This window comes from Actinopolymorpha sp. B9G3, assembly GCF_040120725.1.
GTDB lineage: Bacteria > Actinomycetota > Actinomycetes > Propionibacteriales > Actinopolymorphaceae > Thermasporomyces.
Genome location: NZ_JBEEAB010000001.1, coordinates 293785 through 308115 on the forward strand (window position 1 = coordinate 293785; position 14331 = coordinate 308115).

Annotated in this window: 16 protein-coding genes; 8 read left to right on the plus strand and 8 right to left on the minus strand. The window is 66.5% G+C overall.

The window, feature by feature from the left end; all coding sequences use genetic code 11:
• Nucleotides 1–7: 7 nt before the first annotated feature.
• Both ABNF93_RS01300 and ABNF93_RS01305 read right to left on the minus strand, forming a co-directional pair.
• Nucleotides 8–835, minus strand: a complete 828-nt coding sequence (locus ABNF93_RS01300; protein ID WP_349325613.1) for a DUF1206 domain-containing protein — start codon at nucleotides 833–835, stop codon at nucleotides 8–10.
• 15 nt (nucleotides 836–850) lie between these two features.
• Nucleotides 851–1120: a GlsB/YeaQ/YmgE family stress response membrane protein gene (locus ABNF93_RS01305; protein ID WP_349325614.1), complete on the minus strand. Its 270-nt coding sequence runs from the start codon at nucleotides 1118–1120 to the stop codon at nucleotides 851–853.
• Between the two features lie 270 nt (nucleotides 1121–1390).
• On the opposite strand from ABNF93_RS01305, the gene ABNF93_RS01310 reads away from it, so the two are divergent.
• From ABNF93_RS01310 to ABNF93_RS01345, 8 genes are all read left to right on the plus strand, one after another.
• On the plus strand, nucleotides 1391–1675 hold the full coding sequence (locus tag ABNF93_RS01310) for an STAS domain-containing protein (RefSeq protein WP_349325615.1): 285 nt from the start codon (nucleotides 1391–1393) through the stop codon (nucleotides 1673–1675).
• Complete coding sequence (locus ABNF93_RS01315; RefSeq protein WP_349325616.1) at nucleotides 1672–2625, plus strand: anti-sigma factor RsbA family regulatory protein; 954 nt, start codon at nucleotides 1672–1674, stop codon at nucleotides 2623–2625. Before ABNF93_RS01310 ends, ABNF93_RS01315 begins: the two co-directional genes overlap by 4 nt.
• Before the next feature lie 616 nt (nucleotides 2626–3241).
• The gene (locus ABNF93_RS01320) at nucleotides 3242–4618 is read left to right on the plus strand and encodes an ABC transporter substrate-binding protein (protein WP_349325617.1); all 1377 of its coding nucleotides are present in this window, start codon (nucleotides 3242–3244) and stop codon (nucleotides 4616–4618) included.
• A complete protein-coding gene (locus ABNF93_RS01325) occupies nucleotides 4615–5571 on the plus strand; it encodes a carbohydrate ABC transporter permease (protein WP_349325618.1) in 957 nt (318 codons plus the stop codon). Before ABNF93_RS01320 ends, ABNF93_RS01325 begins: the two co-directional genes overlap by 4 nt.
• Nucleotides 5568–6476 carry a carbohydrate ABC transporter permease gene (locus ABNF93_RS01330; RefSeq protein WP_349325619.1) on the plus strand — a complete coding sequence of 303 codons (909 nt, stop codon included), beginning with the start codon at nucleotides 5568–5570 and terminating at the stop codon, nucleotides 6474–6476. The genes ABNF93_RS01325 and ABNF93_RS01330 overlap by 4 nt, the downstream gene beginning before the upstream one ends.
• Nucleotides 6477–6717: 241 nt before the next feature.
• On the plus strand, nucleotides 6718–7128 hold the full coding sequence (locus ABNF93_RS01335) for a VOC family protein (protein WP_349325620.1): 411 nt from the start codon (nucleotides 6718–6720) through the stop codon (nucleotides 7126–7128).
• A gap of 186 nt (nucleotides 7129–7314) precedes the next feature.
• Entirely contained in the window at nucleotides 7315–7581 is a 267-nt protein-coding gene (locus ABNF93_RS01340; protein ID WP_349325621.1) for a hypothetical protein, read from the plus strand.
• 98 nt (nucleotides 7582–7679) lie between these two features.
• Nucleotides 7680–8582 (plus strand): hypothetical protein, encoded by a 903-nt coding sequence (locus tag ABNF93_RS01345; protein ID WP_349325622.1) that lies wholly within the window; start codon nucleotides 7680–7682, stop codon nucleotides 8580–8582.
• A gap of 144 nt (nucleotides 8583–8726) precedes the next feature.
• Here the strand turns inward: ABNF93_RS01345 and ABNF93_RS01350 are convergent, their stop codons facing one another.
• Genes ABNF93_RS01350 through ABNF93_RS01375 form a run of 6 tightly spaced genes read right to left on the minus strand, consistent with a single transcriptional unit; the run spans nucleotide 8727 to nucleotide 14232 of the window.
• Nucleotides 8727–9110 (minus strand): PPOX class F420-dependent oxidoreductase, encoded by a 384-nt coding sequence (locus ABNF93_RS01350; RefSeq protein ID WP_349325623.1) that lies wholly within the window; start codon nucleotides 9108–9110, stop codon nucleotides 8727–8729.
• A 33-nt stretch (nucleotides 9111–9143) separates the two neighbouring features.
• Complete coding sequence (locus ABNF93_RS01355; protein WP_349325624.1) at nucleotides 9144–10064, minus strand: NAD-dependent epimerase/dehydratase family protein; 921 nt, start codon at nucleotides 10062–10064, stop codon at nucleotides 9144–9146.
• A complete protein-coding gene (locus tag ABNF93_RS01360) occupies nucleotides 10061–10654 on the minus strand; it encodes a dihydrofolate reductase family protein (RefSeq protein WP_349325625.1) in 594 nt (197 codons plus the stop codon). Before ABNF93_RS01360 ends, ABNF93_RS01355 begins: the two co-directional genes overlap by 4 nt.
• A 9-nt stretch (nucleotides 10655–10663) precedes the next feature.
• Nucleotides 10664–11986, minus strand: coding sequence for an FAD-binding oxidoreductase (locus tag ABNF93_RS01365; protein WP_349325626.1), 1323 nt, complete (start codon nucleotides 11984–11986; stop codon nucleotides 10664–10666).
• 53 nt (nucleotides 11987–12039) lie between these two features.
• Entirely contained in the window at nucleotides 12040–12873 is an 834-nt protein-coding gene (locus ABNF93_RS01370; RefSeq protein WP_349325627.1) for a helix-turn-helix domain-containing protein, read from the minus strand.
• Between the two features lie 42 nt (nucleotides 12874–12915).
• Complete coding sequence (locus tag ABNF93_RS01375) at nucleotides 12916–14232, minus strand: erythromycin esterase family protein (RefSeq protein ID WP_349325628.1); 1317 nt, start codon at nucleotides 14230–14232, stop codon at nucleotides 12916–12918.
• Nucleotides 14233–14331: the final 99 nt, after the last annotated feature.

Here is a 14331-nt window from a genome sequence, read left to right on the forward strand (position 1 = left end):
TTCGCTGTCAGTCGCGACGATAGCGGGCGTCGTAGAGGCAGTAGGTGCCGAAGCAGGCCAGGCCCGCCGCCACCAGTCCGAGCAGCACCCGTCCGTACGGCTGGCCGGCCAGCGTCTGCAGAGCGGCATCAAGACCGAGGGGCTTGGCGGGATCGTGGGTAACGGCTGCGACGATGACCAGGCCGCCGAGTGTGCCGTACGCGACGCCGAGAGCCGGGTAGCCGATCTGTCCGAGCCGGACGGCAGCCTTGCGGGCAACGGGTCCGGTGCCGGACAGGTCGAGGTCATCGGTGAAGCGCCGCGTCAGTCCTCGGTGGACAAGGAAGACCGCGATGACGACCACGGCCGCGCCCACAGTCCCGACCAGCAGCGGACCGTACGGAAGTGCGAGGACCTGAGCGGTCACGGTCGTGTCGACGCCAGAAGAGCTGTGGCCGCTCGTGGCGACCTTCCCGGCGGTGTAGGCAAGGACGCCGAACACCACCGCTTCGCCGACGCTTGTCAGGCGCTTGCGGATCCGCGTCGTCCTGGACCTGGTGCCGCGGTAGCCCCAGACGGCCTCGGCGACCTGCCAGAGAGCCAGCGAGCTCAGACCGACCACGACGGCCCAGAGGATGAAGGGACCGCCGGGCTGGGACGCCAGCGCCTGCAGGGCACCTGACTTGTCGGTCTTGGCGCCGCTGCCGGCCTCGCCCGTGGCGACTTTCACCGCCAGGAAGGCGATCAGCAGATGGACGAGCCCATAGGCGATGATTCCGATGCGACCCAGCAGCCGCACCGGAGAGCTACGTGCGGCGCGCCTGGTGGCGTCCTCGGCCTCGGCGGCCGTGTGCAACGGAGCCGTCCGTTCTCAGCGACGGCCGCGGCGGCCGCGGACCGCGCGCCAGACCAGCAGGACCAGGACCGACCCGGCGATCGCGGTCAGCCACGATGACGCATCCCAGAACCCGTCCATCGGGTCGGACTTCAACAAGGCGGTGGCCAGGAAACCCCCGACGAGGGCGCCGATGACACCGATCACGAGTGTGACGAGAAGGCCGCCAGGATCGCGGCCTGGTAACAGGAACTTCGCGATGATGCCGCAGAGCAGGCCGAGGATCAGAAACGCAACGATACCCATCGATGCTCCCAAGGTCTTGGGGTGTGGTCGGCGCCGGTCAGCGACCGAAGTGGGGCTCGACTAGACGAACCGGGGTCAACGCGCCGTTGCGCCGACCCCGGATCCTTTGTTGTACGGCTCGAAAGTCCCCCGCGAAAGTCGTAGTCAAACCGTAACTATTCGCTGTCACGTCGCGTGTGGGGCTCCGCCCCACGGTTGTGGTCGGTTTCGCATGCGCGCATACTCGGCCATGTGGAGACTCCGCCGACGCGGGGGAAAGCACCGCAAATTGTGCCGTCTCGGGACGGGTTGTACCTGGCGGGGGACATCGACCGGTCGGCCTTAGAAGAGCTACGCCGCTGCCTGGCTTCGTTGGGTCAAGTCAAGGGCGACGTACACCTCCACCTCGGCGACGTGACATTCATCGACGTTGCCGGTGCGACGGAGATCGCGCGCTTGGCTTCACACCTGGGGCCAGACGACGGGCTGGTGTTGCACGATCCGCCGGACGAACTTCGGCGAGTCCTCGACTTGATGTTCGGAGTGCCCAAGAACATCCGGGTGGTTTCGTCATGAACAGTCTGAATGGCCAAACGAAACCGTTTCTCCATGATGCAATGTTCTACCATTCCACACCTGGCTTCTTGGCAGGCGCCATGCGATTCATTCGACATGGCCTGAGTTCGGGCTCCGCGGTACTGGTCGCGGTGGCACCACGCAAGATCGACCTGCTGCGCTCCGAGCTGGGACCGAAGTGGCCCCGGGTGCGATTCGTCGACATGGACAAGGCGGGCAGAAACCCGACTCGGATCATCGCAGAGGTCCTGTATGCATTTGCCGACGAACACACCGGCCAGCGCGTGGCCATCGTCGGCGAGCCGATCTGGCCCGGCCGCACCGACGACGAGTACGTGACGGCCGTTCAGCATGAGGCACTGATCAATATCGCGTTCGCGCATCGACCCGTCGAAATTATCTGCCCCTACGACCTGGACGGCCTGGATTCGAGGGCAATCCGGGATGCGATGCGTAGCCACCCGACCTTACGCTCCGAGGGCGGAACACGATGGGATAGCTGCCTTTACGCGGACCCGACTACGCTGGCACGTGAATGCCTCAAGTCGTTGCCGGAGCCAGCTTCTGCACCCGAGACACTTGTCTTCTCCGACGGTGCGCTTGACAGCGTCCGACACCTCGTGGCTGCAGTGGCCCGACGGGCCCACCTGCGGCCTGATCTGGTCACAGACCTCAGGCTGGCGGTGAACGAAGTCGCCACCAACACTGTCGCCCACACCGACGGTCCCGGCATCCTCCGCGTTTGGCACGAGCACGACGAAGTTGTGTGTGAGGTCAGGGACGCGGGTCACATCTCCGACCCACTTGTCGGACGGCACCCCGTACCAACTGACGCTGACAGCGGACGCGGCCTCGTTCTGGTCAACAAGATCTGCCACCTGGTGCAGATCGACCGAGGCGCAGTAACGACCACGATCCGCCTGCACATGCACCTCGCATCGGCGGCATAGAGGGTCAGCGGTCATACGGGCACCTGCTGGACTCGGCCCAGGGCGAGAAGTCACTACGAGGCACGCCTGTATCGAGCCACGCCGCAGGACGGCAACTGCTCGGCGGACATGCTCCTGACCAAGCCATCGTGGTGGGCCAGGTCGGCGTCGGCACCCACTGGACAGATCCCGGCCATGACACCCGCGAGGGGTCAGACGATTCAGGAGTCACAACGGGCGCCGAGTGGCCGGCGCTCACCCTGCCAGCCAGCCCCAGGCCAGCCGTCACAAACTTACAGACGACTCAGTCGAACTGGCGGACCAAGAAGATCTTGACCCCGCCTGAGCTGGGCAGACGCAACCCAACGCTGCGCGCTCCACGGTTGGACACACGCCCGATCGCCGGCCCCACACGCGTTCCCGCAGGCCACCCCCGAACTCGGCGGCCTCATGCGTCCATCACTGCGAAACCAGGGTCCGTCGCCCTCCCGGTTACAACGGTGGAAACAGGATGTGGGCAGGACCCTTGCGCAATCTTTACAAGGATGCAAAAGTGCCGTCGGTCATGTCGGACTGCTACGGCGTCACCGGGGGCGGGGCCTGCAACCGAACGGGTATGACTTCGAGGAGGAAGTCCATGAACCGTCCATTCTCTGTCGCTCCAGACCCCGATCGGACTGGACGTGCGGCGGCGTCGCAGCTCGGTCGGCGGGCTCTGCTCGGCGGTGCGGTCGCGGCCGGAGTCGGACTGGTCGCTGCATGTAGTCCGGGATCCTCGGGCCGTCCGGGACAGACCGCACCGAAGGGCGACGGTGGCGCCGAGGGCTACGACGGCCCGGCAGTTGAGCTTGCCTTCTGGCACGGCCTGACCGGTGGTGACGGCCCGATCATGAAGGACCTCACCGCCAGGTTCTCCAAAGAGTTCCCCAAGATCACCATCAAACAGCAGGCGATCGCGTGGGAGCAGTACTACGAGAAGTTGCCGGCGGCGGTCAGCCAGGGCAAGGGTCCGGACATCGCGATCATGCACATCGACCGGGTGCCGACGAATGCCGCCCGGCGGGTGATCCAGCCACTTGACGACGTCAATGACGCGCTCGGGCTCGGCGAGGGTGACTACGTGCCGATCGCCTGGCAGGCCGGCCAGTACGACGGTCAGCACTGGAGCGTTCCGCTGGACATCCACTGCGCCGGGCTCTACTACAACAAGAAGACGATGGAGCAGGTCGGGCTCGATCCGGAGACGCCGCCCACCAACGAGGAGGAGTACCTCTCCGCGCTGGACGCGGCGAAGTCCAAGGGTGTGCAGGGCATGTGGGTGTCCGCGCTGAGTGCCCCCGGGCTCCTCTGCCAGACCCTGCTGTACCAGTTCGGCGGCCAGATGGTGGCCAAGGACGGCTCAGCGGTCGAGTTCGGGTCGGAGGCCGGAGTCAAAGCCGTCGAGTGGCTGAAGATGTTGATCAAGGAGGGTTACAGCCCGCCGAAGGCGGCCGCCGACGGTGACGTGGTGTCGTTCCAGAACAACAAGTCGTTGTTCATGTTCAACGGCTCGTGGATGGTCACGCCGCTGAATGACGTCAAGGAGCTGGAGTGGGGTGCCGCGATCGTGCCGAACATCGGCGGCACCGAGGCGGTCTGGTCCGGCTCGCATCAGATGGTGTTGCCGGACAACCGGGGCGGTGCAGACGAGAACCGGTCGAAGGCGGGCCGGGTGTTCCTGAACTGGCTGTCCAAGCACTCTCTCGACTGGGCCGATGCCGGCCAGGTTCCGGCTCGCAACGACGTCCGCGACGATCCCAAGTTCGACGAGAAGGGTCCGGTGGTCGAGTTCGCCAAGCAGCTGGACTACATCAACTTCACTCCGCCGATTCCTGGTATCACCGACTGCCTGGTGGACTGGGCACCGGCGGTCAGCTCGGCGATGCTCGGTCAGAAGGACACCGCGACCGCATTGGGTGAGGCGCAGGAGAAGGGCAACAGAATTCTCCAGCAGAACATGGAGAAGTACGGATGAGCACCGCCACCACGCCCGGGTCGGTGACAGGGGTAGGTCCGGGCGCGCGTGGCCAATCAGCGCCCAGGAAGGTCCGCTACCACCATCCGGTGACGCCGTATCTGTTCATCCTGCCGTTCGTGATCTTGCTGGTTACGTTCGTCATCGGGCCGGCGTTCTTCGGCGTGTGGATCAGTCTGCACAGCTGGGACTACATGCTTCCGCAGAAGCCGTTCGTCGGGCTGAAGAACTACACAGACCTGTTCAGTCCGGGGTCGTTGACCTTCGAGAGCTTCTGGAACGGGATGCGGGCAACCGCGATCTTCACCGTGATCAGCGTCCCGTTCCTGGTGATCTGCCCGTTGGTCGTCGCGTTGATCCTGAACCGTAAATTTCCCGCACGCAACGTCTTCCGGGCGATCATCTTCGCTCCGTTCGTGTTGGGGATCGCCATCGTCGGCCTGCTGTGGAACTACCTGCTCGACACCCAGTTCGGGTTGATCAACGCCTTTCTCGGCCTGTTCGGGGTGCCACCGGTCGGCTGGACGCAGGAGCAGCCGGCCGCCTGGGTTGCCTTGGTGGGGATGACGGTCTGGTGGACCCTCGGCTTCAACTGCGTGATCTACCTGGCCGGACTGCAGTCGCTCCCTGACGAGCATTACGAAGCCGCCGAACTCGACGGCGCAGGAGCCTGGGGGAAGTTCCGCCACATCACCATTCCCGGCCTGCGCAATATCTTCGTGTTCGTGGTCACGATCACGATCCTGGCCAGTGCGAACATGTTCGGCCAGTCCTACCTGGTCACGGGCGGCGGTCCCGGTGACAGCACCAGGACGGCGTTGATGGTGATGACCGAGGAAGGCCTGCGACGGTTCCAGATGGGCACCGCGTCGGCGATGTCGTACGTGCTGGCGTTCTTCCTCGCCCTGATCGCGATCGCCAACTTCCTGTTGCAGAGGGAGCGGAAACCGTGACGGCCATCCATGAGACGTCGGAGGCGACGACACCGGACTCGCGGTCGGCGATCGGCAGGACGCGACGCCGCAGGGCGTACCGCAGGGATCGCAACGGGCCGTTGTTCTGGGTCGCGATCGTGATCCTGGCGTTGGTCTTCGTCGTGCCGATCCTGTGGATGTATCTGACCTCGTTCCGGACCGAGGCCGATGCCCGGACCATCCCGGTCACGTTCATCCCGGATGAGCTGACATTGCAGGCGTACCGGTTCGTGTTCCTCGACAGCGAGAATCCGGTGCTGCTGTGGACACTCAACTCGTTCATCGCCGCCACCCTGCACTGCGTCCTGGTGCTCGTGGTGTCGTCGTTCGCGGCGTACGCACTGGCGAGGATGCAGTTCCGGGGCAAGAACCTGCTGTTCGCCGTACTGATCGCGACGCTGTTCCTGCCCGGTTTCGTGTTCCTGATGCCGAACTACCTGTTGGTCGACACCCTCCGGTGGACCGACACCATCTGGGCGCTGGTTGTCCCCGGTGCGGCCGGGGCGTTCAGCGTGTTCTTCCTGCGGCAGTTCTTCCTGTCCATTCCTCGTGAGCTGGAGGAGACAGCGCTGATCGACGGCGCGAACCAGTGGATCATCTTCACCCGGATCATCCTGCCGTTGTCCAAGCCGGCATTGGTAACCCTGACTGTGCTGGCATTCCTCAGCAACTGGAACGACTTCATCTGGCCGATCTTCGTGCTGTTCTCACCGGAACGCCTCACCCTGGCGCCAGGGCTTGCGACCCTGCAAGGTGCGGAGTCGACGAACTACCCAGTCGTGATGGCCGGCGCGACCATCGCGTCCATCCCAGTGTTGATCCTGTACGTCGTCCTGCAGCGCTACATCATCGAAGGCGTCGCCAACTCCGGCATCAAGGGGTAACCGACCCGGACTCACCCACCAAGACCGTTCATCTCCCAGATGGCTGGTCGTAGGACGCGCCAGATGCCCAAGTCCGAAAACGTCTGCCGCGCTGAGTCGGAGCGGTCGGATCGTCCGTGTGAGTCCACGGCTGTCCAGTCCCGGTGTGAGCCACCGAGGGCCGCGTAGGAGGCTCATGATCACGCGCTTGGAAGACTGCGAACGGTCCGCCTCGGACTCGATGTCCTGATCCGCGTGGTCGATGGAAGCGGGGACTGTTAGCGTTCTGCGAGTGCATCGCAGCCGATTCTCAACCCTCCTGATCGATGTGCCGAGTGATGAAGTGCCCGCCGCCACTACATTCTGGTCGGCCGCACTGGGAGTCCCGGCACGACCAGTCCCAGGTGAAGAGCAGTTCATCTCGCTCCCTGAGTCGTTCCCCGGGCTCGTGATGGCAGTTCAGGCGGTCGATGATCAAGCTCGCTACCACCTGGACATTGAAACTGATGATGTAGAGGCAGAAACGGCGCGGCTCGTTGGCCTTGGGGCAGTCGAGATCAACCGGTGGCTCGACTGTCGAATCCTCCGGGCTCCGGGGGGTCACCTCCTCTGCGTCATTCCTCAACACAGTGACACCGAGAACTTCGAGAAGTACTCCCGGGTCTGGGAGTAGGGCGTCAGCGAGAGGGTCGCTTCTACTCGTCGTAGATCACGCGAGCTCCGGCTCTGGCGACGAGCCTTCGCGCGCGGCTCGCGGGACCAGACTGATCAACGCGTACAACGAGCGGATTGCTGGTGGCTCGGTCGTGTACCGCAGCCTGTTGACTCTCAGCCAACCTGAGACCTCACCATGGTGGGCATGGGTAACGACGACCTGATGAGTATCGGCATGCGTTCGATCGATCTCCCCATCGACGAGATCCGGGAAGCGATCCACGCCGACGACGCGGCCATCGAACGCGTCCTCGCGCGACACCATGACCGACTTCTCAACCGGGCACGCGCGGTCAACGAGTTCTTGGAGAAAGGAGTCCCGATGCAGGAGAGCACGGCTGCAGCCAGGCCGGTTCAGATCACCCACACCGTGGACTGGTCCTGGCAGGTGTGGGTTGTTGATGGCTGGTGACGGCCGTCCGGGGGCAGGTCAGGGGCGGGCACGGTGGTATCAGCGACTTCCGTTCAAACGTGTCGCCTTTGTGGCCGCCCGGCTCGTACCATGCGGCGGTGGACGTGTTGGGGATAGAGGTCGAAACATCACTCGTGCGACGCTGGGCTGCCTGGCTGGCGCCCACCCGCCAGCCGTTCTTCTTGACCGCCGCCGAAGCGGCCGAACTCGGGCTCACATCTGAAGGTTTCGCACATGACCTGTCGCCCGAGCTTCGCGACACCTACGAGGTGTGGAATCTCGCCAAGGATCTGGAGACCGTGTGGTTTGACGAGGGCGCGTTCCGTGCTCAGCCGCGCGATGTGCGTGCCAGGCTCGTCCGAACGCAGGCCAGACATGGGCGAGGTGCAGTGCCCTCCGTCAGCGATTGGACGGACATCCTCGATGCACGCGTGCTGCGCGAGCAGGCTGACGGGCATCGGTTCGTCTGGTGGCCGGCCCTGGTGGAGCCTCATCTCGATGACGTCCTCCAGCGCGTTGCCAGTGAGTGGCAGCTGCCATGTCAGCGCAGGTCGGTACCGGAGGAGATCTGGCAGGCGGCCTCGTCCATACTTCCCCGTGCCCGAGAACTCAGCGGAACCTTCGCCAGAGGGAGCAGAGGAAGTTCCTTCGCCCGAGGAAGCGCTACGTTCTGTTTCGCCACCGTCATGGCGGCAGCAGGTGTCCACGACGCCGACGACGAGCCCTTCGAAGCGTGGCTAGCCGCCAACTGCGCCGTGGGAGGCAGCGACGACCTGCCAGGCACCGTGCTGGTATGGCGTGACGCCGACGGCAACAACACGCATGCGGCGGTCACTCTTGGAGGCGGCTGGGTGCTGCACAAGCCAGGTCAGGAATGGCTTAGCGCTCACCAGGTTCTCACCGTGGGCGACCTCAACAGCCTCGCTCCACCGGGAGTCACACTTCACCGGTACTCACTGCAGGACGCCGGCGTACGCTCCACCTCGGACGAGCCAGCCTGAGAAGCGGAAGGTCGGCAGTTCGATCCCGTCCCTGGCCCACCACCCTGCCTCATGCGCACGCCGGCGCCCGATGTTGGTTCCAGGTGCGCGCTTCAGCTGGGGGTCGGCGGCGGGCACGCGCTCCTTGCGATGGGCTCGGGCAGCTCAGCCGATGCCGATGGTCTGTCGTTCGGGTTCGATCACAAGCACGACGCGTTCCTGTCCTCGGGGGTAGGGCTCACCGGTGTACTTCGTGGCCAGCTGGTCGATGATCTTCCACGCCGCATCGCCTTCGATCCATTCGACGACCCGCCCTCGGATGACGACGGGCGTGAACGGGTTGTCGACGGGCGCGATGGACAACGCGATCCGGGGATCGCGGCGCAGGTTGCGTGCTTTGCGCATGCCCGGGCCGGTGAAGAAGACGACACGGTCGCCGTGGGCGCCGACGTAGACGGGAACGGTATGGGGCGAGCCGTCCGGAAGGACGGTGGCCAGGTGTGCGATCGAGGTGCCGTCGAGGACGCGGCGTACGTCGGGGTCGAGCATGGGTCAGTGCTCCTTCAGCTGGCGTTGTCGGCTTCAGCGGGGGTTGTCGGCGCGCCACGCGACGTAGTCGGCGACCGCCGCGGCGACGTCGAAGGCCGGCGCGAAGCCGGTGTCGCCGGTGAGCCGGGTGATGTCGAGGTACGGGTTGTCGCCGGGTCCGTGCTGCCGCCCGGGCAGCAGGTCGAGCTGCAGGCGAGGGGTGATCGCCTCCAGGGCGGCCACGAGCTCGCGGTGGGTGGACGGTCGGCCGTTGGAGACGTTGTACGTGTCGTGCCGCAGGGTTTCCGCGGTCGTCAGCAGCGCAATCGCGCGCCCGGCGTCGGGGGCGTAGCAGTTGTCGCCGCCGTCGTCGGCGTACAGCGGCGGCGGCGTCTCACCGCGGAGCACGGCACTGATGTACGGCGGGATGGGGTTGAACGGTGATTCGGGGTCCATCAGCGGTCCCCAGATGCTCCCGATCCGCAGCAGGACCGGCTGGACGCCGCTGCCGTGCAGGGCATGGGTGGTGAGCGGCTCGACGGCCTTCTTGAAGGCGACGATCAGGTGCGGCAGGTCCGCGGCGGGCAGCGCGAGTTCCTCGTGCCAGGGGATCTCGGTCCGGCCGATGTACACGCCGATACTGGAGGCGGCGGCGAACCTGCGGACGCCCCAACTGCGGGCGGCGCCCAGCGCGTTGAACAGACCGGCCGTGTCCGTACGGAAGAAGTCGACCGGGTCCTCGCCGGGGATGCTGCCGGCGAGGTGGACGATGTCGCTGATGTCGTGACGGCCGCCCAGGGCGAGGAACGCGTCCCGGTCGGTGACGTCGAGACGCTCCACGGTGACCTTGCCGGCCAGGAACGACGGGACCTCCGATCGGCGGTGGGAGGTGACGACGACCTCCTGTCCGAGGTCGAGGAGCGCGCGGGCGGTGTGGGCGCCGATCATGCCGAGGCCCCCGGTGACGAGGATCATCGGACCACCTCGTAGTGCAGGTGGGTCACGCCGGGCGCCGGGACGGCCTCCAGCAGCCGGAGGTGCACGTGCTCCGGGAGCTCCTGGAAGAACGGTCTGCCTCCGCCGAGCAGGATCGGCACCTGGTGGAGGATCACCTCGTCGACGAGCCCCGCTTCCAACGCGGACGTCAGAACGCCCCCGCCCATCAGGGCGACGTCCTTGTCCCCGGCGGCCTCGCGTGCCGTCTCGATCGCGTCCTCGATGCCGGTCGTGACGAAGGTCTGCCGCTCGTTGACCTGCGGCGCCGGGCGATGACTGAGCACCACCAACGGGGCGGTCGGGTGCGGGGTGCCCCCTGCGGACCATCCGGAGTCGTCGTAGGTGTTGCGACCGGCGAGGCTGGCACCAACCCGCCCGGCCTGGGCGTCGAAGAAGGGAGCGCTGAGTTCGCTCAGCCGGAACCCGTCGAAAATCTTGCTGGGCGTGTCGCCGTCGAAGTACCAGTCGAACAGCATCGTCCCGTCGCCGAGCCCGCGGCCGACGCCCGGATCGCGACCGGTGATGTATCCGTCGACCGACACTGAGAGGGCACAGATGACCTTGCTCATATCTCTCCTTCAGATGGCTTGGGGGAAGTCGAAGAACCGGTGCGGGTCGTAGGCGTTCTTGACCGCTCTCAGCCGGGCGTAGTTGCCTGCGTGGTACGCCGCGGCCCAGTCGTCCAGCGCCGGGTCGGGGAAGTTGGGGTAGACACGCCCCGACCCGTCCGTATGGGCGGTCGCCCATGAACGGTCGACCCAGGGATCGGCCGCCCCGGCGATGTGCGCAACCAGGAAGCGTTCGCCGCGATGGGCGAAAGCGGTGGCGTCCTCGGCGACCCTGTTGTAGGCCCCGCCCATCGCGGTGAAGGCGATCTCCCGTCGACCCTTGGACGTTCGGCCGTCGAGCTGGGTCAGGAGCGATGCGAGCGTGCCGTTGGCCATCGAGTGGGAGAAGAACTCCGACCTCATCCGCAGGGCGCGTTCGGGTCCGTCCTCCCGTTCGGCAAACGTGCTCTTCAGGCAGTGGTAGGGCAAGCCGGCGTGCAACTCGATCTCGGGGGCCACGCCCGCCAGGTCGATGAACTCCTGCAGCAGTTCCCGGGTCGACCCCTCCTCGAGGGTGGAGGCGCCGAACAGCTTGGCCTGCCCAGGTCCGCCGGGCTCGGACACAAGGCTGAGGTCGACGGTGAGGTCGTCCGGGGCGTCCGGTGCCCAGGCTTGCCAGGCCAAGACAAGTTCCTCGAGAGCGATGCCCGACCAGTGCGCCTCGATCCGGGTGGTCATCGGCTCGGGGACAGTGTCGAACCGCAGCGCCGTGACCACACCGAACTGGCCGCCCCCCGCGCCGCGCAGACCCCAGAACAAGTCTGGTTCGTGGTCGTCGTCGCACTCCACGACGCTGCCGTCCGGGAGCACGACCTGTGCGCCGACGAGGCGATCGCAGGTCAGCCCGTGCTTACGCCCGAGCAGCCCGATCCCGCCGCCGAGGGTGAGGCCGGTGATGCCGACGGTGGGACCGCACCCGGCTGGCAGGGTTCGGCCGTGGGCGTGGAGCGCCGCGTACACCTGTTCCAGGCGGGCGCCGGCTCCGATCGTGGCGATTCGGTCAGCTGCCACGGAGATGCCATGGAAGCCGGACAGGTCGAGCACGATCCCGTCGGTCGACGATCGGCCCGCGAAGCAGTGTCCCCCGCCACGAGTGGCGATGCGGTCCCCGGTGGCTGTCGCGTACGCCATCGCGCGGGTGACGTCCGAGACCGAGCGGCACAGGACGACGTGCCGGGGACGCACCTCCCGGTAGACGACGTTGACCGGGCCGCGGATCGCTTCGTAGCCCGACGAGTCAGGGCTGAACAACTCGCCGTCGAGCGAATTGGCGAACTCGGCCAGGTCGGGCATGAGCTTCACGCTATGAGCTGCCAGCCGACGGGTCTTGAACGAATCGCGCAGGCTCAGACTCGTAGGAGCGGCCTGCTCCGGTTGGCAAGGAAGGGCTGGAAGGAGGCGGAGTGGTCATGGCCACAGGCGCACCGGTCGAGGTCGCCGCCGAGGAGCGCGCTCGGGGTGAGGCCAGTCAGCCGGAGGCATTCTCGGCTGAGGTGTGCTTGGTCGGCGTACCCCACGTCGATCGCGAGTCCTGCCATGCCGTCGGCACCACGCCGACCCGTGGCTGTGGCGCCGGCCTGGGCCAGCGCCAGAAATCCCTGAAATCGCAACGTCCGCTGGAGGACCTTGGGGCTCACCCCCACCGCGTGCAGGCAGCGTCGGCGCAGCTGGCTCGCGGAGAGTGCCAGGTGGGTGGCCAGGGTGTCGATGTTGACCGGGTGCCAGGGCATCAGTGCCTTCACGGCTTCGCCCACCAGCGGATCCACGCGGACCGTACGTCGAAACTCCTGCAGGAGGTGGGCCTGCACAAACATGAGCGCCCGCTCGGGCGTCCCGGCCCGGGCGACCGCCTCCACGAGGCGGTCCACCGAACCTCGCCACAGCTCCGCCAAGCCCAGGCGCTGATCCACCAGGTCGTCGAGCACCGTCGGAAGGGGCGGCGCGGTCCCCGGATGGAACCGCACACCCACGATGGTGGTGTGCGCCGGAATGACCTCGATCGCCGGACGGGTCAGCGGGCCAACCAGCTGGGGAGGACCACCGATCGGAAAGTGGATCTCGACGCCGCCCGTGGGCAGGTGCCGTTGCACGTACACCGCCTCACCGGTGCGCTGGATCCAGACTGTCCGCACGACACCCGCCAGTCCCGGCAACGGCGGGCGCTCCACGTAGCACTCCATGGTCATCCTCGCGCGCGGCGTGGCTCCCGGCATGTCCATCTTCTAGGGATAGGGGTCGACCGGCGTCACGACGTGGCGGTGGATGACCACGTCGTACCACTCCGCCAGCGTGCCCCCGGTCGCGGACGAGGCTTCGCCGGCCTCTGGGTAGCCGCGGGTTCGGAACGGTGCCGACAGCCAGTCCCGGACCGGGCCGGGTGCGCCCCGGCGCCGCAGGTCGAGGGCGGATTGCTCATGGGTGAGGTCATGGAACCGTCGTTCGTACCACTCAGGCAGCGGTTCGGGCAGCGTGATGGCCCCGTCGTTGGTCGGATAGGTTCCGTGGTCGAACGCGAATCCGATCACCCGATAGCGATCGCCGTACCATCGGGCGAGGTGTGACCCGACCGGGGCGTAGGCCGTCGTACCTGCCGGCGCCGTGAGCTGCACCTCGGCCGCGCGAGACGTGTGCGGCGCGGCGGCCCAGTAGGCAGTCCGAGTGCCGGAGTGTGCGAGCCACCAGCGAATCGTCTGGGCCGATCCGGCGTCCCGGTAAGACGGGATCTCGGTCTCATCGAGGCTGTAGTGGGTGTAGAACGCCTCGATCTGCCGTGCCGTCTGGTAGGCGAGCGAGTAGTCGCGGTCACCCGCGGGCCGGTGGATTCGGTTCACCAGAGCCCTGAGCCGTGCGGCTCGGCGCAGATAGGTTTGCTGCACCTCTTGGCCTGCCTCCTCGAAGAACCACCAGGCGTGCTCACCGATCGGCTTCGCCGGATCGGGCCGCAATGCCTGGATCAGGCCCGCGGCTTCGGCGTGTAACTCAGGTGCGATCTCGGCGATGTACCGGGAGAGCCGGTCGTAGACGAACGCCCGGGTGCCGTAATGCTCGGCACCCACGAAGTGCACCCGGTTGTGCGGGTGGGTGAGGTTGTAGCCGCGTAGCCAGGTCAACACCTCGACCACCTCGCGGTTTCGCCAGGCGCCGTAGCTCATTTCCTGCACCAGGGCGTCGAGGTCGCCCTCACCGGTGCATAGGTAGTCATCGATCAGCAGGCCGAGGGACCAGTCGTCCTCCCAGATCACGGTACGGAAGCCGAGCTGCTCGACCAGCAGCCGCAGCACGCGGTGCTTCAGGGTGGTGATCTCCGCGAGGTTGTGGGCCGGTTCACCGAGCCCGACGAGACGTACTCCGTCGACGTTGCTCTTCAACACCCGCAGGTCGACCAGCGGAGCATGCGGGTCGACGGTGTCGAGACCGGCCGCGTTCGCGGCGATCCATGCTTCGATGCTCCCAGAGTCGGCCCGGGCGGTCGCGGGTGCGGCGGCCGCCGCCGCGAGGCCGCCCGCGACCATCAGCACACGCCGACGGGTGATCATCATGGCTCGTCAATCCTTTCCAGGGCCGGAATCGTGCGCGAGGTGCGGTGTGCGGGGTGCGCGGTGGAGCCGAGCGTTCACCCACACGTTCCAGCCTTGCGT

Bases quoted from the DNA above. Each gene is read 5' to 3' on its own strand.
- ABNF93_RS01365 (WP_349325626.1), bottom strand. From the start codon at position 11,986: ATGCCCGACCTGGCCGAGTTCGCCAATTCGCTCGACGGCGAGTTGTTC.
- ABNF93_RS01315 (WP_349325616.1), top strand. From the start codon at position 1,672: ATGAACAGTCTGAATGGCCAAACGAAACCGTTTCTCCATGATGCAATG.
- ABNF93_RS01320 (WP_349325617.1), top strand. From the start codon at position 3,242: ATGAACCGTCCATTCTCTGTCGCTCCAGACCCCGATCGGACTGGACGT.
- ABNF93_RS01335 (WP_349325620.1), top strand. From the start codon at position 6,718: ATGGAAGCGGGGACTGTTAGCGTTCTGCGAGTGCATCGCAGCCGATTC.
- ABNF93_RS01305 (WP_349325614.1), bottom strand. From the start codon at position 1,120: ATGGGTATCGTTGCGTTTCTGATCCTCGGCCTGCTCTGCGGCATCATC.
- ABNF93_RS01340 (WP_349325621.1), top strand. From the start codon at position 7,315: ATGGGTAACGACGACCTGATGAGTATCGGCATGCGTTCGATCGATCTC.
- ABNF93_RS01370 (WP_349325627.1), bottom strand. From the start codon at position 12,873: ATGGAGTGCTACGTGGAGCGCCCGCCGTTGCCGGGACTGGCGGGTGTC.
- ABNF93_RS01355 (WP_349325624.1), bottom strand. From the start codon at position 10,064: ATGATCCTCGTCACCGGGGGCCTCGGCATGATCGGCGCCCACACCGCC.
- ABNF93_RS01360 (WP_349325625.1), bottom strand. From the start codon at position 10,654: ATGAGCAAGGTCATCTGTGCCCTCTCAGTGTCGGTCGACGGATACATC.
- ABNF93_RS01325 (WP_349325618.1), top strand. From the start codon at position 4,615: ATGAGCACCGCCACCACGCCCGGGTCGGTGACAGGGGTAGGTCCGGGC.
- ABNF93_RS01350 (WP_349325623.1), bottom strand. From the start codon at position 9,110: ATGCTCGACCCCGACGTACGCCGCGTCCTCGACGGCACCTCGATCGCA.
- ABNF93_RS01375 (WP_349325628.1), bottom strand. From the start codon at position 14,232: ATGATGATCACCCGTCGGCGTGTGCTGATGGTCGCGGGCGGCCTCGCG.